Origin of the sequence: Aestuariirhabdus sp. LZHN29 (assembly GCF_049985285.1) — a bacterium.
Classification (GTDB): Bacteria; Pseudomonadota; Gammaproteobacteria; order Pseudomonadales; family Aestuariirhabdaceae; genus Aestuariirhabdus.
In genome coordinates, this window is record NZ_JBNIEU010000002.1 from 811,706 (window position 1) to 831,538 (window position 19,833).

The 19,833-nt window shown below is 57.8% G+C and carries 17 protein-coding genes; 9 read left to right on the forward strand and 8 right to left on the reverse strand.

Going from position 1 to position 19,833, the window contains the following annotated elements:
• Positions 1–2 precede the first annotated feature (2 nt).
• From ACP3PW_RS10555 to ACP3PW_RS10585, 7 genes are all read right to left on the reverse strand, one after another.
• On the reverse strand, positions 3–962 hold the full coding sequence (locus ACP3PW_RS10555; protein WP_426416653.1) for an AgmX/PglI C-terminal domain-containing protein: 960 nt from the start codon (positions 960–962) through the stop codon (positions 3–5).
• Positions 952–1,458, reverse strand: a complete 507-nt coding sequence (locus tag ACP3PW_RS10560; RefSeq protein WP_426416654.1) for an ExbD/TolR family protein — start codon at positions 1,456–1,458, stop codon at positions 952–954. The genes ACP3PW_RS10555 and ACP3PW_RS10560 overlap by 11 nt, the downstream gene beginning before the upstream one ends.
• A 4-nt stretch (positions 1,459–1,462) precedes the next feature.
• On the reverse strand, positions 1,463–1,969 hold the full coding sequence (locus tag ACP3PW_RS10565; RefSeq protein WP_426416655.1) for an ExbD/TolR family protein: 507 nt from the start codon (positions 1,967–1,969) through the stop codon (positions 1,463–1,465).
• Positions 1,966–2,943 (reverse strand): MotA/TolQ/ExbB proton channel family protein, encoded by a 978-nt coding sequence (locus tag ACP3PW_RS10570; protein ID WP_426416656.1) that lies wholly within the window; start codon positions 2,941–2,943, stop codon positions 1,966–1,968. Before ACP3PW_RS10570 ends, ACP3PW_RS10565 begins: the two co-directional genes overlap by 4 nt.
• Positions 2,944–3,372: 429 nt before the next feature.
• Positions 3,373–3,987 (reverse strand): tetratricopeptide repeat protein, encoded by a 615-nt coding sequence (locus ACP3PW_RS10575; RefSeq protein WP_426416657.1) that lies wholly within the window; start codon positions 3,985–3,987, stop codon positions 3,373–3,375.
• A complete protein-coding gene (locus ACP3PW_RS10580; protein WP_426416658.1) occupies positions 3,968–8,293 on the reverse strand; it encodes a tetratricopeptide repeat protein in 4,326 nt (1,441 codons plus the stop codon). Before ACP3PW_RS10580 ends, ACP3PW_RS10575 begins: the two co-directional genes overlap by 20 nt.
• Positions 8,293–8,850, reverse strand: a complete 558-nt coding sequence (locus ACP3PW_RS10585; RefSeq protein ID WP_426416659.1) for a hypothetical protein — start codon at positions 8,848–8,850, stop codon at positions 8,293–8,295. Before ACP3PW_RS10585 ends, ACP3PW_RS10580 begins: the two co-directional genes overlap by 1 nt.
• 266 nt (positions 8,851–9,116) lie before the next feature.
• Between ACP3PW_RS10585 and ACP3PW_RS10590 the strand changes: the two genes are divergently transcribed.
• Entirely contained in the window at positions 9,117–10,040 is a 924-nt protein-coding gene (locus ACP3PW_RS10590) for a hypothetical protein (RefSeq protein ID WP_426416660.1), read from the forward strand.
• Between the two features lie 73 nt (positions 10,041–10,113).
• On the opposite strand, the gene ACP3PW_RS10595 is transcribed toward ACP3PW_RS10590, so the two are convergent.
• Positions 10,114–10,623, reverse strand: coding sequence for an Lrp/AsnC family transcriptional regulator (locus ACP3PW_RS10595; protein ID WP_426416661.1), 510 nt, complete (start codon positions 10,621–10,623; stop codon positions 10,114–10,116).
• A gap of 121 nt (positions 10,624–10,744) precedes the next feature.
• Between ACP3PW_RS10595 and ACP3PW_RS10600 the strand changes: the two genes are divergently transcribed.
• The 8 genes from ACP3PW_RS10600 to ACP3PW_RS10635 all read left to right on the forward strand — a co-directional run bounded on the left by ACP3PW_RS10600 (position 10,745) and on the right by ACP3PW_RS10635 (position 19,780).
• A complete protein-coding gene (locus tag ACP3PW_RS10600) occupies positions 10,745–11,368 on the forward strand; it encodes a LysE family translocator (RefSeq protein ID WP_426416662.1) in 624 nt (207 codons plus the stop codon).
• Between the two features lie 264 nt (positions 11,369–11,632).
• Positions 11,633–12,070 carry a bacteriohemerythrin gene (locus ACP3PW_RS10605; protein WP_426416663.1) on the forward strand — a complete coding sequence of 146 codons (438 nt, stop codon included), beginning with the start codon at positions 11,633–11,635 and terminating at the stop codon, positions 12,068–12,070.
• Between the two features lie 431 nt (positions 12,071–12,501).
• The gene (locus ACP3PW_RS10610) at positions 12,502–14,688 is read left to right on the forward strand and encodes a malate synthase G (RefSeq protein ID WP_426416664.1); all 2,187 of its coding nucleotides are present in this window, start codon (positions 12,502–12,504) and stop codon (positions 14,686–14,688) included.
• A gap of 32 nt (positions 14,689–14,720) precedes the next feature.
• Positions 14,721–15,152 (forward strand): GlcG/HbpS family heme-binding protein, encoded by a 432-nt coding sequence (locus ACP3PW_RS10615; protein ID WP_426416665.1) that lies wholly within the window; start codon positions 14,721–14,723, stop codon positions 15,150–15,152.
• A 56-nt stretch (positions 15,153–15,208) separates the two neighbouring features.
• On the forward strand, positions 15,209–16,675 hold the full coding sequence (locus tag ACP3PW_RS10620) for an FAD-linked oxidase C-terminal domain-containing protein (RefSeq protein WP_426416666.1): 1,467 nt from the start codon (positions 15,209–15,211) through the stop codon (positions 16,673–16,675).
• Entirely contained in the window at positions 16,675–17,730 is a 1,056-nt protein-coding gene (gene glcE / locus ACP3PW_RS10625) for a glycolate oxidase subunit GlcE (RefSeq protein ID WP_426416667.1), read from the forward strand. The genes ACP3PW_RS10620 and glcE overlap by 1 nt, the downstream gene beginning before the upstream one ends.
• Positions 17,731–17,747: 17 nt before the next feature.
• Positions 17,748–18,971 carry a glycolate oxidase subunit GlcF gene (gene glcF, locus ACP3PW_RS10630; protein WP_426416668.1) on the forward strand — a complete coding sequence of 408 codons (1,224 nt, stop codon included), beginning with the start codon at positions 17,748–17,750 and terminating at the stop codon, positions 18,969–18,971.
• Complete coding sequence (locus ACP3PW_RS10635) at positions 18,968–19,780, forward strand: IclR family transcriptional regulator (RefSeq protein ID WP_426416669.1); 813 nt, start codon at positions 18,968–18,970, stop codon at positions 19,778–19,780. Before glcF ends, ACP3PW_RS10635 begins: the two co-directional genes overlap by 4 nt.
• Positions 19,781–19,833: the final 53 nt, after the last annotated feature.

Here is a 19,833-nt window from a genome sequence, read left to right on the forward strand (position 1 = left end):
GATCAGCCTGCGGGCGAGAAATCGACGTGGTAGTTCCCTGTCCAGCTTTCGACCGGTTTTTCGCCGAAGTCCATCAATAGAATCCGCGCGACCAGCTTGCGCTCCAATGCGGCATTTCCGAGCTCGCTGGAGACCAGTTCACATCGTTCCACCTGGCCCGACGGCAGGATCGTCAGGTTAAATACGACGCGCCCCTTGAGCCCGAGCTGTTTGCGCAGCGCGCTGCGATAGAGGGCGTAGAACGAGGTTTTGTGTCGGTCGAAGGTTAGCTGGATCTCCTCGGTGGTGCGTTGGCTGGGACCGCTGCCACTGCCACTACCGCCCCCGGCACCAATGCCCACCAGATCCACCGGGGTGTCGACCTGGGTCGTACTGCGGCCTGCCAGCTGGGCGCTGCCCGTTGCCTTAAGGGTGCTGACCTCGATCCCCCCGCTGCCGCTCATGGCATTGCTCGCCAGTTTATCCTGTTTGCTGCTGCGGGATTGACCGGCCACGGATGACTTGAGCTTGGTTGCACCGATCTTGTTGAGGTCGGTGAGGTTGCGCAGCGCAGCCAGTTGGCTGGTGGCCTTCATCAAGCCGCTTTGTGACGCCACCTTGCGAGCCTGTTTCACCTCCTCGACGGTTGCCTTTTCGGTAGCCGGTCGAGGCTTGGGTTTAACCACTGCGGCTGGTGCGGGCGCGCTGGTGTTGGCCTGGGGTTTTTCGACCTTGACCTGAACCGGTGGCGGAGGAGGGGGAGGTGGTTTTTTCTTCAAAATCATGCGGGCGACCCGCTGTGGAACCTTTTCCAGCTCCTCTCGCTCAATGTCGGGTAGGACAACAAACAGGTTGACCCAAACGAACAGGGTAATGAACGCGCCGAGTGAGAGTAGCAGCAGGCTGCGAAAAAACAGCCGCTGGGAGAGGGGTTCGGCCCAGGAAAGTAGCGGAACTTGCATTGGCAAGGCGTTACGGCTCACTGGAGCTGTCCTGTGGTAAGCCAATAACGGCCAGTGAAACCTGTCCATAGCCAGCCTCGCTGCTACTGACCATCAGTTTCTTCAACAGCGAAAAAGGGATCTCGCGATCGGCCATAAGGGTCACCGCCTGCAGTGCCGGTTCACCATCTTCGAGCAGCGGACGCCGGCTGGCCTGATAGCGTAACTCATCAACGAGTGCAGCAATTTGGGGCGATGACTGCCCCTTGATCATCGCTACGTCGGCTATTTTGCGGCCCTGTACGATAATGCTTTGATCATCAATCTGGATTACCAGGCTGTCTTCAATCGGTTTCTCGATGCGGGCTTCGGGCAGCTTCAGGCTTGCGCTCTGGGGTTGCTGGGCGGTCGAGGAGTTAACCAGCAGGAAAAACACCAGGATGGTGAAAATATCCATCAAGGAGACCAGGTTCAGGCCTGGGGAGCTTTTGCGGTTGGCCCGTTGCAGGCGCCGGGCGCGAGGAGATTGGGTCTTCATCGCATCAGGCTCCGGTCTCCGGTGCGTCGCCAAGGGCAACATCGGGAAAGAGTTCTATCTGGTAGCGAGCCCCTGACTCCTCTATCGACATGGCGCGCACGGCGTCCATCACCTCAATGATGGTTTCGTAACGGGTGTCGGGCTCAGACAGCAGGGTGATCTGGGTTATCTGGGGGTACTGGGATTTCAAGGCGTGCAGTTGTTGCTGCAAACCCGTGATATCCAGGGCGTCATTCTCGCCGTGGGGGAGGTCCGCCATGACGCCGCGGGGATGAACGTTCAGCACCAGCTTTGTCTTGCGCAGTAGTATCGCCAGTTCAGGCTTTTCCACCTCGTTGGTCTGCGGCGCCTGTGTGCTGCTGTCAGTAGGCAGGAACAGGTCAAACGCGGTCAGCTGGTTAAAGGCGGCCGACAGCAGCAGAAAAGGGATAAGTACCACCATCAGGTTCAGGAACGCGGTGATGTTAATCTCCGGTTCCCCATGCTGGCGGCGTTGACGCCTTTTTCTCATTTAGAGGGCTTACCTGCTTCGGTTGCTGCGGCCTGTGCCGCCGCCAATGCCTCGTCGGCGGCTTTGGCGGCGGCTTCCGCTTCTGCAACCGCCTTGGCCGCAGCCTCAGCCTTGGCTTTGGCTGCCTCTGCGGCTTTCTGTTTGGCTTCCTCTGCCTTGCGCTGAGCCTCCTCCGCTTTGCGTCGGGCTTCCTTCTCTTTTCGAAGTGCTTCGGCCTTGGCTTTCTCCTCGGCCTTTTTCCTCGCCTCTGCTTCGGCCTTCTCCCGGGCCGAGACTTCGGCTTGGGGTGGGGTCTGCAGGTCCGCTCGCGAAGCGGCTTGCAGGGCTTCGGTATTGCTACTGCGGTGGCGAACCTGGATCAGGTTGGAGAGCTTAACGGTCGCCATGTCCATACTGTCGACGATCTCGTTGGTTTTGGTGCTAAGCAGGGCGTGCAGCAACAATAGCGGGATCGCAGCGACCAGCCCGAAAGCCGTTGTGTTCATCGCGACCGAGATGCTGCTCGAGAGTAGATTGGCTTTTTCTGCCGGGTCGGCGTTGGCAACGGCGGAGAATGCCGCGATCAAACCTAAAATGGTACCCAGCAGCCCCAGCAGGGTCGCAATATTGGCGAAGGTGGCGAGGTAACCGGTGCGCTTTTCCAGCCTGGGAATCACCTCCATCAAGCCCTCTTCGAGCATGCGCTCCACGTCGTCTGCCCGACGACCTGCGACCAGGTGACTGAGGGCATACTCGAGCATATTGGAGAGCTGAGCCTTGGACTGGGTGACGTACTCTATGGTCTCGTCAATCTTGCCTTCGGACATCAACGGAAAAATCGTGTTCCAGGCGCTGAGATTGAGCATTTTTGTGCGGGTGAGGTAAAGATAGCGTTCTACGGCGATGGCTATACCGATGGCCAGGGTTAGCATGATGGGGTACATGAAGGCCCCTCCATCCTGGATAAAGCGAACAATGGTGTCGAACATTTCCATGGCGCGTACTCAAAGCTGATTGTGGCGATAAATAGGGGAAGCGGATCGGGATAAACCCGATGGCCCTTCGCGAAATTAAGACCCTATTGGGTCCTGTAGCGAAAGGATTCCGGTGGCCGATTATAGGAGAGTGGTAGAGCTTCTCCTAGGTGCTGGCGTCAACGTTTAGCCTGTTTTTTGGGTGTTATGCACTCCCAATGCGGACTAGTGAGACCCAAATCACAAGGAGTGACAGGAACCTCCAGGGGTGACGGTAGCGATGGGTAGCTTATCGGTGTCGGTTGCGCGGTTTTCCAGGGCACGATATAGAGGACCTGGGGCAGTTCCTGATCACCGGTGATTTCCATGCCCTGGGTTTGTGGGCTGTTGGCCATTGTCCCGGGGCTGACCAGAATCAGTAGTAAGAGGCTGAGTACCGATCTCATTGCGCTAACCTCGCTGCTCATTGATACGGTGATTAAGGTCTTGCAACCAGTGCTCGACTCTGGGGTCGGGGTTTGTGCTGAGCTGCTGGTAACGTTGGTAAAACTGGCGCGCGTCATCCCAAAATTGTAGGTAGATATCGAACAGTATGGCCATGTTCAGGTAGGCCGGAGCGTAGTTGGGGTCGGCGGCCATTGCATTGGCATAGGCGAGGGCGGCACCATCAAAGTTTCCGCCGCGGCGCATCAGGGTGCCCTGCAGGTTGTACGCCGCGGCGTTACGGGGGGAGAGCTGTAGGGTGCGTTCAACCGACCTCTTCGCTTGGTCGTATTCCCCGTTACGATAGAGGATCAGGGCCAGGTTAAGGTGGGCTCCGGCGATTTGATCGTCTTTTTTCAGCAGGTTATTGAGTGCGTCTTGGGCGGGGTCCGTTTCACCTTCGCGCAACATGGCGATCGCATTTTCGTATTCGGCTTTCAGCTCGGGTGTTACTTCATGAGCCTGCACAGCGGTCGTTGGCAAGTTCGGAACCAAGGCAGGTTTTTGTCGCTTCAGGGAGCTACCGGCGCATCCCGACAGCAGCACACACAGCAGAAGCACACTAGTTGATCTGTTCAACATAAGTCTCCACCTGTTCGGGTTTGTCGAAGCGGCTCGGCATCAGTTCCCGTAACCGGTCAAGGCTGGCGGCTACCCAGCTGGTGTAGACGCCGTCGCGAATGCGATCAACGTTCAATTGGTGCAGGGCGATGGCCTTGTCCTCGAAAGGAATCGCCTGCTCTTCCAGTAATATGTCGTACTGTTCCAGTTGCAGGTCACTCAGCTCGGCGGGGCGCTCAGAGTTCATGAGGGCCGCTGCAAAGTCGCTGTAGAGGTTGCCGATCAGAACGGTTGCCTCGGTGGCGTGATCATCCATTTGATAGTCGATGGTCTTGGTTAGCCAGTGAATACTGCTTTCCATGCGTTTTTGTTTGCGCGCAAGGCTTTTTTCAAGAGGCAGTGATAGCGAGAGCTTGTTGTATTGGGTTAACTCGGTGTGGGCCAGCTCAAGGGAAGCTGCGGAGGCGAGGTAACGGGTCCGGTCGGTTGTGCCTGTGGTGGCTTTGTCCTGATGGGTGATAATCTCGCTGAGCCAGTGCCTGCGCTGGCTACCGACTTTATGGTCGCGGGCGAGATCGGCCAGTTGTAAACGTGCTTCCATTGCGCGCTCAAGAGGGGCGGGGAAGGCGTTGATAAACCTCTGGTAGGTCTTGGCAGCCTGACGAGGGTTGCCCGCTTTCTCCTGCAGTGCCGCCGAGCGCCAGAGCGCGTCCTGGCCTAGCTCGGACTTACCTTCACGCTGGTAGATGGCGGCAAGCGCAGTGGCGGCCTTATCCCAGTTTTCGGTGTTCTCGTAACACAGCACCAACTTTTCCAGCAGGGTTTCGCGCAGAGGGTGCTTGGGGTAGCGTTTGTCGAACGCCTCCAGGGTGGCCAGCGCATCGGGCCAGCGTTTGAGCTGCATCTGCAAGGTGGCGGCGTCAAATTCGGCCTGGGGCCGTATGGATGAGTTGGGCTCTACCTTGCCGAGGCGAAGATAGTGTTCAACGGCAGCGGCCAGATCCCCCTCTCTTTGCCGGGCTTCCGCCTGTTTGTAAATCGATTCGGCGATGCGCAGATGAAACTGCTGTTGATCTTCCGGCGTGGGTGCTTGCTTGAGAGCGTTCTGGTAGGCAACTTCTGCCTGTTGGTAGGATGCGGTGTCAAAGCTGGAATGGGCAACCACTTTCCAGAGGCGTAATGCGACCTCCCTGTCCGGCTTTTGTTGTTGCAATAGTTGCTGTGCAGCGGAAACGGCCTGCTCGTGCTGGCCCAGTATGCGGTAGTCCTCGGCGATCTTGGTACGGATTTTCAGGTCGGCATCTGCGTCGGGGTAGTGCTCGACAAAACGAAGGCTTTGGGTGATCTCCTGCTGTAGCCAAAGAGCGCGTCTCTCTGCGCTGCTTTGACGGTACAGGTGCTGGTATGAGAGCAGAGCCGCGTAGCCCGCTTTTTGCCGTTGCTCGTAGTCCGGGAATTCGTACGCAGCCTGCTCGTAAGCGGCCGCCGCCCGTTCGTGCTCGCCCATCTCTGTGAGCGCTTCGGCCTTCATAAACCAGGTGTTGGCCAGATGCTCGCTATTGGGTAGTGCTGCGATGAAGTGGTCGTATCGGGCGATAGTGGTTTTGTGCAGCGAAGGGTCGTCCCCTTGCTGGGCCAGGGCGTGATCCCGTTGTGCAAGGTCGAGCAGGTAAGGTTCGAGGTAGGTGCGGATCAGGGAGCGCCGCTCCTCATCCCCGTTGCGCCAGTAATCGCTATAGATGCCAAAGAGTTCGGTGTAGCGCTCCCTGGCGGGCCATGATTGGCTGGGGAAACCACCGTCGACATAGGCTTGGACGACGCGGGACTGGTAGTAGGGCGCGCGTGGTGACGTGGGGTAGTGGGCCAGCAATCTGGTAAAGGTGTCGGCCGCATCGTTGTAGCGCGATTTCTGCACATAGTAGTCGCCCAGATCGATATAGATCTGTTCACTGTAATCACCCCTGCCGTGGGTGATGAAATACTGGTCGATGCTCTTAACACCATTCATATTGGAAAAACTCAGTGCAATAACGCGGCGCAGATCCTTGATCAGTGCTTCCTGTTCGCCAGGTTGTGGCCAATAAATCTTTAGCAGGGAGAAGAAGTTGTCGAGGCTGTTGGCGTACTGTGCCTCTTTGAACTGAGCCCATCCCAGCTTGAACTGAGCGCGTTCGTTGAAGGGGTTGTCGTTATTGACCAGCTCCTGATAGTAGGCGATGGATCGGTCGTAACTGCCCATGGCAAATTGCAGCTCGCCAAGCCGGAAGAGCACCTCGCTGCGGCGTGGGGTCGTCGGGTACCGACTCGCCAGCGTTTGTAAGGTGGTAAGGGATTGCTCCAGCTGGCCCAGCTGGTCCTGGGCGTGGGCTAACTGATACAACACCTCATCAAGGCCTACCGCTGGATCATCCGCCTTAAGGAGTTGCTGGTAAAGGCTAATGGCTTCTTCGAAGCGACCGTCCAGGCCTGCGGGGTCTTGGCCGTCAAAGAGGTCCTTGCGGATTGCACTGGCGAGACTAAGGTCGGCTCGGTATCGGGTAGCCAGCAGGCGGATGTCCCCATTGAGAGCGCTATCCGAGAGCAGTTTAAGGGCTCTGTAGGCTTGGGATATGTCTGGCATCGGAGGCTGGGCGACGGTAGTTTGTCGCAGCTGCCCTTGTTGCAACTGGAAGTGGAGTTGCGCGGGTCGATCTTCGAACAGCCAGGGGCTAGGGAGCGTGCTGGTCGCCATCCATAGTAGCTGCTCCTCAGCGTCACGAATCCAGCTCGCCGCCTCTTTTTGCAGTGCTCGCTGTAGGTGGGGCTTGAGCCCGTCGATCAGCTTGGTGAGCTTCTTCGGCTGCGTGCTGGCTTGCCGGGTGAGCCGTTTCATGTTTTTGGTGCTGGCTCGAACCTGCTCGGCGCTGAGCGAGTCGATACGGATCAGGCGCTCCTCCAGAAACTGGTCGAGTTCAAAGTCGGCACCGTTTTTATCCAGCTGACCATTCTTAAGCCATGGGTTTTCACCATGTTTCCAGATCAACAGTTGGTTGAGGAGGTTGTACCGTCGCCCCCAGGGTTCGGGTGCGCCGACCAGTTCGCTCAGGCGCTGCTCGAAAAACTGCATCTCCGGGGTGCTGCCCCGTGCTTCTGCGGGGACAGGGTAGAGTGGGTAGGGCATTAGCTCGGAGTACTGGTACAGGCGTTTGGTCAGGTGTTCGGGCCCTTTATCGAACAGGCTTTGGTAAAGGCCCTGCATCTTGAGGGTGCTGTCCATCAACTGCTTAAGCGTATTCAAACGCTCGATTTCGTTGACCAGTACACCGGTTTCAGTACTCAACTGTTGCAACAGTTCGGAGCGCGGGTCGTCACTGGCTCTTTCGAGCAGCTGTTGATAGAACTGCTTTGAGGCCAGCTCCTGCGCCAGTTGGTGTCGGCTGGAGAACGCGTTAATCATCGCCGGCAGCGCCTGTTCGCCTACTGCAACCGCTTGATTATATGCGCCGAGCTGGTTCAGCATCGACTGTAAACCCGCCTGATAGGCCGGCATGGGAAGTTGCTTGTTATTGGCGAGTTCGAGTAGTGCCTTGAGCGCCGCCTGTTTATCATCCCGCGCTAACTCGGCGTCGGCTCGGGTGGCGAGCGCCAAAGGGTAGAGCTGGTGCTGGGAGGGGATATCCTCTGCCAGGCCAATGGCCCGGTCCACCTTACCGGCGGAGATGTAAAGCCGTGCCAGCAGCAGTCGTGCGTACCCCTGATAGGACACCGCAGCGGGAGACTCGTCGTCCAGCAACTCTTCCAGTAGCTCTTTCGCGGCGGGCGCTTGATCATCGAGCAGCCGGGCCAGTGCCAGATTGTAGCGCAGGGTAGCGTTTAGCTGAGGACCCTCCAGCTCCGTCTCCATCTGCTGTGCCGCCGCCGAGAACTGTTTTTCGCGGATCAGCAGCAGGCCTCCGAGCAGCGCCGCCTGGGTTTTAATCTCCGTTTTGATCGGGCTGTTCAGTTGCTTCAGCGCATAACGGCTTTCGGGCCAACGCTTCGCGCCATAGGCTTCGGTCGCCCTTCGTAACCATTCTGCGTTGAGTTGGTCCAGGGTGAACAGTGCAGAGGGCGGGTGTAATAGCGCCCGACCCCGTTCGGTGCGTTGGGTGTGTCCTTTGAGGAGGCCGGCGACCGGGCGCGCTTTCAGATCCCCCTGTTTTTGCTTGATCCAGTGCTGCAAAAAGTTGTGGGTTCGTTCCCACTTGAGTTGCAGGTGGGCCTGTTGGTTATTGAGCTGCAGCGCTGCGGCGGGAGCGGTGACAAGCGCGCCGAGCAGTAGCAGGTGTTTAAAAAGCTGGGGGCGCATCAGTCCCACTGCCTCAGACGCATTTCGCTGCCGGTAATGACGACCTCGACAAACAGGGGACGCGAGCGCTTTCGGAACTGCAACTCATCGGCGATGCTCGGGCCGCCGGAAAAACCGGTGCCATGGAGTCGAGCCCCGACCGAGTGGGATCCTGGAGGGATCAGTGTGGTGTAGATTGTTTGCACCCCTCGGCGCATCAAGCGCTCCATGTCACGCTCGGTGTATCGGTGCACGGCGACCTGTTCCCCATCCAGGCTGAGTTCCAGTTTTTCCAGTAGCAGGGTTGCACCGTAGTCCTGGCTCAGGATAACGACCAGCAGGTTGGTTTGGGGGAAGAGGATGGATGACTCTGTGAGGTAAATATCTTCGAGCAATCCGATGGATTCGTGCTGTAATTGCTGACTTTGTTGCAGTAACTGCAATAACGCCTCGGATTCTTGCGGCGACTCTTGTGGTGTTTGTGCGTAGCCAAACGGTGCCAGTAGCATGAGCAGAAACCCCACTGCTGTGGCCAGTACGGTTGGATGGTGGTCGAAAGGGTACTGCATAGGGCTCAACAATCGATTACCTGGCGAACTTGTCGGCAAGACATGAGGGAAAACAAGCGCGAATACTACCATGGGTAAAGGATTTGGATGTGTGACTCCAGAGGCATAAATTTCTGCAGGGCAGCGCGTAAAAGCTGTAATGTTGTCTTTGTTTGATTTCGATCAATAGTTACTGGGGGCAGGCTTTTGTCTGGTGAGGTAGTGGGATCTCCGGTCCTGTTCAGATTCACCCCTTCGCCCCTTACGGCATCAGGATACAAGGAGGAGTTCGGCCTATGGATCATATTGAGGCCCGGCACATGGACGGGTTAAATCTTTCCGCGGCAGAGGTGGTGGCGGCGCTGGAAACCATGTTGCATCAGAAGATCCGGGGAGGGGCCTGGAGTGCTCCGAAATCGACCCTTTTGCCGGGTGACGGGCGCTACCTGATGTCGACGTTGGCGGCCTGCGATGATCCCGCTTTGATGGCGGTTAAATCGCTGGTGGTTAATCCGCATAATCCGGCCCAGGGGCTAGCCGGAATTAATGCCATTGTTACCCTCCAGCATGGGCAAACCGGGGTACCTTTGGCCACGCTGGATGGGAACTGGATCACCGCTGTGCGAACCGCCGGCCTTAGTGCACTGGTTGCGCGCTATTTGGCACCGGCTACGGCCTCCGAGATCGGATTTATAGGCTGTGGGGTGCAGGCGAGGAGTCACCTGCAGGTGCTGGCCCAGCTATATCCCCTGCGACGGGTACGGGCCTTTGGGCGTGGAGCGCGGAATCTGTCGTTGTTGAGCGAACACTGCGCAGAACTTGGGCTTGGGTTTGAAGCCTGCCCGGAGCCCGAAGCTGTCGTTAGAAGTGCTGACCTGTTGGTGAGTTCGGTAACGCTTGATGTGGGTATGAAGCCCTTCCTGGATGCTCGTTGGTTAAAACCGGGCAGCTATGCCGCGATTACCGACCTCGGCCTGCCCTGGTATGGAGACAGCCTGCAATCACTGTCAACGCTTGTTATCGACGATCTGGAGCAGGAGGCAGCGATGGAGCGGCCGTTGGCTAATCCTGCCTGGGTGAGTGGGGATCTCGCCGCGCTGGTGACCGGAGGCGTGTCGGCGGCTCCCGCTGCGGGGGCGTCGGCGTTTGTGTTCAGGGGGTTGGCGCTGGCCGATCTGGCCCTGAGCGCGCTGGTGTGGAAGCGGGTGAGTGGGACATAAGCGGGGTGCCGGTGCTTCGGACTGTGGGGGGGATTTAGTCTCTAGCGGCGATGGCGAGAGCAGGCCGCCCGTTTTATGCGCGGCTCGCCGGTACGGACTGGTTAGGGTGCTGTGGTGGTAATACCGTGTCGCGCTTCACTTCCCGCAGGGAGATGCTTGACTGGATGGCGTTGACGCCGGCTTGTCCCCTCAGCAGGGTCGTGAATTCGGCATACTGGTCCAGGTCTCGGGCCACCACTTGCACGATATAGTCCTCGTTCCCGGTGACGTTATGACAGCTGATAACCTGTGGGTGTTCCCGCATCGTTTGCTCGAAACCTCCCGCTTCAGTAAGGCCGTGGCTACCAAAGCGCACCTGCACGAAGGCGGTCACGCCATACCCTAGACGCCGCTGGTCGACTCGCGCGCTATAGCGTTCAATGTAGCCCTCCTCTTCCAACCGTTTCCAGCGGCGCCAGCATGCGGTTTCGCTCAGGTGCAGCTGTTGTGATGCCCGCGCGTTGCTGATTCGTCCGTCCGCCTGTAACAGCTCCAGCAGGTGGCGGTCGGTGGAATCCAGTTTTTCTGAACCAATCTTTTTCATAATGGCCTTTAATTGAAATAATCACCCATTCTTAACGCTTTATAGTGTCTAAAAAGGAAGCTAATTGCACTAAATAGTAGAGATAATTTCAATTCTATTTTTTGGTGGGTGAGCTACTGTTATGGATGCAACGATTCTCTGGTTTTACCTGTTGGGGTTAGTGGTGGTGTACCTGTTACCGGGGCCTGACATGCTCTTGCTGCTGGCAACCAGCGCGGCCAATGGGCGCGCCCCGGCCAGGGCCATGGCGCTTGGATTCGCCCTGTCGCGGGGCTTGCATGCATTATTTGCCGCGTTGGGGATATCGGCACTGTTGGCAACCAGCCCGCTGGCGTTTGAGTTACTGCGTTATTTCGGGGTGGGATACCTGCTGTTTCTGGCCTGGCAGTCCCTGCGCTCGAAACAGCGCAGTCCAGCGCCAACCGGAGGGTGTGGCGCCGAGGTGGCGGGGTTTCGCAAGGGCTTGCTAACCAATTTATTGAACCCCAAAGCGTTGCTGTTTTGTGGTGTTTTCCTGCCACAGTTTATTGTTCCCGGGGGCTCGTCCCTGGGGCAACAGTTTCTCCTACTCGGGGCACTTTTGGTGATCGTGGGATTGGCCTTTGACCTGCTCTATATCGCCCTGGCGCGGCGGGTGGCAGAGCGTTGGCGTGGCAGCGAGGGGCAGGGGACGCTGCTGCGCTGGTTGTTCTCCTCACTGTTTGTTGGTTTGGCACTGCGCTTGCTGTTGATCGAAGGGAGTTGAGGGGCCCGTCACACTGTTGTGAGACCGTTTTGTTGTTGGTGATCGCCGTTACGGTGGTGCTCTTTAGAGCGGCTATAGTGGGAGGGAGGCAGTGTTTTAAACAAAGACATTAGATGCGGTTTTTTAGTAAGGCCTCAGGCCTAAAGCAGGTTTGCAGCAACCCTTTACTCTTAGGGGAGGGAGATCCAGCGAGATCGGTTGCCGCAACCTGTCACTGCTAGTTAGCGGTCAGCGGTGGTTCAATCCAGGAAGGAGATGAACTGCATGGATTCAAGGCATTCTCAAGTCGAGTCGTCGCTACTCTGGAGCAAGCGGCTGGAGCTGGGCGTTAAGGTGCTGGATAAGGAGCACCGGGATCTGCTGGCGGGTTTTGCGGGGCTGGGCCTAATGGTAGGGCGGCAATGTTCTGCAGCATCCCTACAGAAGCGTTTCCAGCACTGCTTTGAACTGCTGTTGGTGCATCTTCGCCATGAAGAGGAGCTCATGATTCGCTATCATTACCCGCTTTATAATGAGCACCTGATGTCCAATAGCCGGCTGGTAAAGTCGATCTTTGGCCTGGGTGCACAGCTTGCAAGCAGGAACCCTCCCGACGATCTTGATGGGCAGGTCTATGCCCTGGTGCACGACATTCTTCCGCACCATATTGATCGTGTTGACCGTCCACTGGCTGAGTATCTGCGTATGCGCGGCGTCCGCTAGTTTTACCTCCTTCGCGCACCTGTTGGACGGCGTTGCTTTGATGGTGCCTGCAGCACTCGTTAAGGACCTGCCGGACAAGCTTCTGCGCCACACCACACCCGCTCTCTCTACTGCTCTGTTCGCCGTGCCGGCTCCTGCGGGGCGGTTGACGGTTGTCGGGTCTGCTGTTTAAGAATCAAATTCCGCATTGTGGAATATGTGGGTCTGGTTTAATGTAAGGGGTAATGGTCTTACCAAATATTTAAAACTTAAAAAACAATAGGTTATTATCGGTAGCCGAAGATAGTCAGCGATACTATTTGACCATTGTGTTGAGGCTTTCACCATACAGAACGGGCCTGCCGGTCTGCTCTTGAGTGAATAAAATGGAACCCCTATCGTGGGGTCATTAAGGATGGTCACAGGGACCATTGCTGCGCAGGAGATAGACTATGACTTCACGAAATTTCAGTGCCGGCCTCAATATAGCAACACCGCTCTATGAGCTGGTGCGGGATGAAATTTTGCCCGGTACCGGAATCGAGACCGACCAGTTTTGGCAGCAGTTTTCCGCGTTGGTGGCCGATCTCGCACCGGTCAATCGCCAGCTGTTGCAGCGACGGGATCAGTTACAGCAACAGATAGACCAGTGGCATCGTGAGCATCCGGGTGCAGATTTCGATGCCACGGCTTACCAGACTTTCTTGCGCGAGATTGGTTATCTGGTGGATGAGGGGGACGCGGTTGATGTAACAACCCGCGGGGTTGATGAGGAGATCGCTACTATCGCGGGCCCGCAGCTGGTGGTGCCGGTAATGAACGCCCGCTTTGCCCTTAATGCCGCCAATGCCCGCTGGGGCAGCCTCTACGACGCACTCTACGGCACCGATATGATCGAGGGGTCCGGCGGGCTCGAGAGGGGCGGGGCGTATAATCCCGCGCGAGGGCAGCAGGTGATCGCAATGGCCTGCGCCTTTCTCGATCAGGCCGCGCCGCTTACCGAAGGCTCCCACGGTGATGTCAGCGCCTACCGGCTATCGACCCATGCCAACAGGCAATTGACCGCCACTCTGGCGGACGGTCGTGAGGTGGGGCTGCAGGATGCCTCACTGCTGGTCGGGTATCGCATGGAGGGTGATCGCCTCGCCTCGATTCTTTTGCGCCATCATGGACTGCATATTGATATCCAGATTGATCCTCAACATCCGGTGGGTAAAGGCTCGCTGGCGGGGGTCAAGGATGTGGTGCTGGAGTCGGCGTTGACCACGATTCAGGATTGTGAAGACTCGGTTGCCGCCGTGGATGCCGAGGATAAAACGGTGGTCTACCGCAACTGGCTCGGGTTGATGAAAGGTACCCTGGAGGAGCGCTTCCAGAAAGGGGATAAAACCCTGACCCGGCGCCTGAACCCGGACCGCGAATATACGGCCGTTGATGGACAGCCTCTTTTGCTGCATGGGCGCAGCCTGATGCTGGTGCGCAATGTTGGCCACCTGATGACCACCGACGCGGTGCTCGACAGCGAGGGCGAGGAGATTCCTGAAGGGCTTCTCGATGGAATGATAACGACCCTGTGCGCCCTGCATGATATTAACCGCAGCGGTGAGTTGGGTAATAGCCGCTGTGGCAGCCTCTATATCGTGAAACCCAAGATGCACGGCCCGGAAGAGGTTGCCTTTGCCAACCAGCTGTTTTCCCGTGTGGAAGATGCCCTGGGCCTCGCCCGTAATACGGTAAAGATCGGGGTGATGGATGAGGAGCGCCGCACAACCGTTAACCTCAAGGCCTGTATTCGCGAGGTTCGTGAGCGACTGGTGTTTATTAACACCGGTTTTCTTGATCGTACTGGCGACGAAATTCACACCAGCATGGAAGCGGGCCCGGTATTGCCCAAGGAGCAGATCAAGGCCCAGCCCTGGATCTCTGCCTACGAAAACTGGAACGTTGATATCGGGCTGGAATGCGGACTCAGGGGGCACGCCCAGATTGGTAAGGGGATGTGGCCCAAGCCGGATGAGATGCGGGAGATGATGGCGAGTAAAATAGTGCACCCGCAAGCCGGTGCCAACTGTGCCTGGGTTCCGTCACCAACGGCGGCTACCCTGCACGCGATACATTACCATCAGGTCAACGTCTCCTCGGTGCAGGAGCAGCTCGGCCAGCGTCAGCGTGCCAGCCTGGATGCGATCCTGTCACCGCCACTGATGGTGGGAAAAAGCTTGCCGCAAGAGCAGGTGCAGGCAGAGCTGGATAACAACGCCCAGGGGATTCTTGGCTATGTGGTGCGCTGGATAGAAGAGGGCGTGGGATGCTCCAAGGTCCCCGATATCAATGACGTGGGCCTAATGGAAGACCGGGCCACCTTGCGCATTTCAAGCCAGCATATCGCTAACTGGTTACGCCATGGGGTGTGTACGGTGGAACAGGTCGAGGAGACGCTGCAACGAATGGCGGCCGTGGTGGATGGCCAGAATAGTGGCGATCCCGAATACCGGCCCATGGCCCCGAACTTTCAGCACAGCATTGCGTTTCAGGCCGCCTGCGACCTGGTATTCGAAGGCTGCAAGCAACCCAGTGGCTATACTGAGCCGGTATTGCATGGGCGTCGTAAACAGGCCAAGGCGTTACAGCGCCCCTGATTGAGGCGACCATTCCCAAAGGAGAGAGTAATATGCTAACTATTCATCGACTGGATCAGAGCGATGCACGGGTGTTGATTGAGGGTGCGCGAGCACGTTCCGAGCAGATCGGAGTGCCTATGTGCATCGCGATAACGGATGAATCGGGTACCCTGCTGGCATTTGAGCGCATGGATGGCGGTAAGGTAAGCAGTGCGGTTATTGCCCAGGACAAAGCCTATACGGCGGCGGCTGCGCGTAAGGCAACCCATGAATACAATCAGGTCAATGTGCCGGGGAGTTTGGTCTTCGGTATTCATACCGAGGTCGGTGGGCGTATCTCCTCCGTGGGGGGAGGTCTTCCGGTGCTGGTTAATGGTGAAGTGGTTGGGGGGATTGGTCTCAGCTCGGGAACACCGCAGCAGGATATGGAGTGTGCCCAGGCCGGTATCGATTACTTTACCCAGCAACAAGGGATAGAGTAGGAACGAAAACAGGGTGGCGTCGTAAAACACGACGCTTTATCCGCTTGAGGAGAGCTATGAAACAGCAACCCCTGATCAGCAAGTCAGAGCTTGCCCAGCGTTTTCGGGACCTGATCGACCCCGCGTTTGTGATTGAGGATAGCGAAACCCAGCGCCCTTACGAATGTGATGGGTTATCGGTTTATACCGAGATGCCATTGCTGGTGGTGTTGCCGGAAACGGTGGCACAGGTGCAGGAGGTGATGCGGATCTGTCATCATTATCAGGTCCCGGTTATTGCGCGGGGGGCCGGTACCGGGCTCTGCGCCGGAGCGATGCCAAGCCCCGATGCGGTAGTGCTCTCTCTCGCGCGGTTTAATCGTATCTTGCAGATTGACCCTGCGACGCGCACGGCGCGGGTTCAACCCGGTGTACGAAACCTGGCGATCTCGGAAGCGGCGGGTGAATTGGGACTCTATTACGGGCCGGACCCCTCCTCCCAGATCGCCTGCACCATCGGTGGCAATGTCGCTGAAAATGCCGGCGGTGTGCACTGCCTTAAGTATGGCTTAACCGTTCACAATATCCTCGAGCTGGAGGTGATTACGGTAGAGGGTGAGCGCGTGGTTATCGGCTCCCAGGGGCTTGATAGCGCCGGTTATGACTTGATGGCGCTGATGACCGGATCTGAAGGGCTACTGGGGGTGGTAACCGAGGTGCGGGTGCGGTTGCTGCCAACACCCGAGGTGGCCCAGGTGGTAATGGTGGCCTTCGATTCCGTGCAGAAAGCCGGCGATGCCGTAGGAGGCATTATCGCCGCCGGAATTGTCCCGGCAGGTCTGGAGATGATGGATGGCTACGCCATTCAGGCGGCGGAGGCTTTTGCCAAGGCGGGTTATCCGCTGGAAGCCAAGGCGCTGTTGTTGTGCGAGGTCGATGGCACTCGTGAAGAGGTCGAGGAGCACTTGGCGCGGGTAGAATCGCTGTTTGTGGAGTTGGGGGCAATCGCCACCCGGGTCTCCCACAATGAGGAGGAGCGTGCGTTGCTCTGGAAAGGCCGCAAGTCGGCGTTTCCGGCGGTGGGGCGACTCTCTCCCGATTATTACTGTATGGATGGCACTATTCCCCGTGGCCAGTTGACCTATGTGCTGACCGAAATGCAAAAGCTCTCCGAGCATTATGGGCTGCGGGTGGCCAATGTATTTCATGCCGGTGACGGCAATCTGCATCCCCTGATTCTGTTTGATGCCAACGTTCCGGGTGAACTGCAAAAAACCGAAGAGTTCGGCGCGCGTATCCTGGAGATCTGCGTAGAGGTTGGTGGCTGTATTACCGGCGAACACGGTGTGGGGCTGGAGAAAATTCGACAGATGCACGCCCAGTTCAATGATCAGGAGTTGAGTCTTTTTCACGGCATCAAGCACGCGTTTGATCCTCGTGGCAGTTTGAACCCCGGTAAAGGGATACCGGTCCTGAAACGGTGTCAGGAGTACCGATCCCTTGATCATATCGATGAACCGTCCACGGCAGGGGGAGCGCACTGATGGCGGATCAAATAGCACAGATCGTTGAGCAGGTTAAAAACGCGCGTCATACCTCACAATCCTTGTCGATCGTCGGCGGGGGAAGTAAATCCTTTATGGGAAGAGTGAGCGAAGGGCAGACCCTGTCGGTCTCCGGTCATAGTGGAATCGTGACCTACGAGGCCGTTGAGCTGGTGTTGACGGCGCGCGGGGGAACTCGAATCAGTGAGATTCAGGCCGCACTGGACGAGCAGGGCCAGCGACTTAGCTTTGAGCCGCCGCTATTTGGCGGTAATGCCACCATCGGCGGCACATTGGCGGCTAACCAGTCGGGTCCGGGCAGGCCCTGGTTAGGCTCTGTAAGGGATATGGTGCTGGGTGTTCGCCTTGTTAACGGTGAAGGCGAAGAGCTGCGTTTTGGTGGTCAGGTGATGAAAAATGTCGCCGGTTACGACCTTTCCCGCTTTCAGTCTGGTGCCATGGGGACCCTCGGAGTGATCACCGAGGTTAGTCTTAAAGTGTTACCCAAGCCGGCGTGCTGCCGCACGGTCAAGATCTCCTGTGGCGCCGCCGAAGCGGTCGCAACAATGAATCGCCTTGCCGGTACACCGAAACCCCTGACGGCAGCCTGCTGGGTTAACGAAGCGCTCTACTTGCGCCTGGAGGGTGCCGAAAGTGCGGTCGAGGGAACCATCGCCCAGTGGCCGGGCGAGGCGTTTGACGACGGTGAAAGCTTTTGGGCGGACCTGCGCGAACAGCAGCATTCGTTCTTTGCCGGTGACCAACCCCTGTGGCGATTTTCCACCAACTCGGCGGCGCCCGTGATGGCGGGTGAGTCACCATTGATCGACTGGGGCGGGTCCCAGCGCTGGGTGCGGGGCGAGCAGGATGAAGCGCGGCTGCAACAGTGGGCTCGGGATCAGGGGGGTTCGGTTTCGCGCTACCGGGGAGGAGACCGCAGCGCCGAGATCAATCCTCCTCTGGCCGAACCGATAAAGCGCTTGCACCAGCGCGTTAAACACGCTGTGGATCCCCACGGTTTATTTAACCCCGGACGGCTCTATAGCTGGCTGTAAATGGGCGGATTAAAACGATGAAAACCCAAATCAGTAAAGAGTACCGGGATAGCGCGGATGGCCAGGAGGCGGATGCAATTCTACGCAGCTGCGTGCACTGTGGCTTCTGTACCGCTACCTGCCCAACCTATCAGGAGTTGTGCGATGAGCGCGACGGCCCCCGGGGGCGTATCTACCTGATCAAGCAGCTGCTCGAAGGGGGTGAGGTAAGCGAAAAGACCCAAACCCACCTCGACCGCTGCCTGACCTGCCGCAGCTGCGAAACCACCTGCCCCTCGGGCGTTAAATACGGTCGTTTGCTGGACATCGGTCGTGGCATATTGGAGCAGAAGCTTCCTCGAAGTGCCTCCCAAAGAGCATTACGTTGGGGTATTCGGCAGATATTGCCCTACCGCAACCGTTTTGGGGGGTTACTGAAGCTCGGACAGGCAGTACGGCCATTGTTACCCGCTTCATTGAAAGCGAAAGTACCGCCGCCGCAGGTATCCTCACCCTGGCCATCGAGCAGTCACCCGCGGCGTATGGTGGCGCTGCAGGGCTGTGCCCAGCCGGCGGCAACCCCCAATACGCTGGCGGCGACCGCGAGGGTATTGGACCGATTGGGGATTACCCTGGTTACGGTTCCTGAGGCGGGGTGTTGCGGGGCGGTCAGCTATCATCTGGCGGCACAGCAAGAGGGGCTGGACTCTATGCGTCGAAATATCGACGCCTGGTGGCCCGCAGTAGAGGCGGGAGCGGAGGCGATAGTGATCACCGCCAGCGGCTGTGGGGCGATGGTTGAAGAGTATGGCTATCTGCTACGTGACGACCCTCGTTACGCCGCCAAAGCTCAGCGTATCAGCGAAATTTGCCGGGATATTAGCCAGGTGCTGGCGCAGGAGGATCTCTCGGTGCTGGCGCTGCCCACAGGGTCGGGGCGTATCGCGTTTCATTGCCCGTGCACATTGCAACATGCGCTCAAGCAGACCAATACCGTACAGCAGATATTACGCAACGCCGGTTTTGACCTCACCCACACCCGGGACAATCACCTGTGTTGCGGGTCGGCCGGCACCTACTCGATACTGCAACCAGAGATGAGCCAGAAGCTCCTGTCGAATAAGCTTAAAGCCCTAACGGTCGATAATCCTGACCGTATCGTTACCGCAAATATCGGTTGCCAGCTGCACCTGCAGAGCCGCGCCACGCAGCCGGTGTCCCACTGGATCGAGTTGCTTGACCCGAGGGGTTCCCACGAATGAGTCCAGCGGGAAAAGAGCGTGCTGTTAAGCGCGCAAAGAGCGGGCAGGTGCAGTCCCTGTCCCGCGCATTCCAGTTGCTGATGCGCCTGTCGCAAGATGAAGCGGGGTATACCCTGTCGGAGCTTGCCAGCCTTGAGCACCTGCCACCCTCGACCGTACATCGCTTGCTCAACAGTATGCGCCAGCTGGGATTCACCGAGTTCGATGAGCCACGGGGGGTGTGGGGTGTCGGCATCAATGCGTTTCGCTGTGGCAACACCTACCTTAAAAAAAGGGATTTTATCGCCCAATCCCGGGCCGTTATGAAGCGTTTGGTTGCGCAAACCGGGGAGACCTCAAATTTGGGGGTATTGCGGGACGGAGAAGTTGTCTTTGTCGGCCAGGTGGAGTGCCAGGCGGTGATGCGCATGGTGGTTTCGGTGGGTAGTTGCGGCCCCATCCATGCCAGTGGCGTTGGTAAGGCGATGCTGTCTGCGTTGCCAATGGCCGAAGCCCTGCAGCTGCTCGGGCAAAAGGGGATGCAGCCTCTAACGCCTCGTACCCTGACCCGCAAAGCACAATTTAGCGACGAGTTGCGAACCATTCGCCTGCGCGGATATGCCGTCGATGATGAGGAGCAGACCGAGGGGTTGCGGTGCATCGCCGCGAATATCTACGACGAGTTTGGTATGGCCCTGGCGGCGCTGTCTATTTCAGGCCCCACCGTTCGTGTGCAGCAACAGCGGGTAGAGGCGCTAGGCGCACAAGTTGTCGCCGCCGCCGATGAGATCACTCGCCTGATTGGAGGGTGCAGACCTGAGGGGCAATAATCTGCTAGCATTCGCGTTTTGTTACGGTATGTAAGTGCAAAATGGAGTGAGCC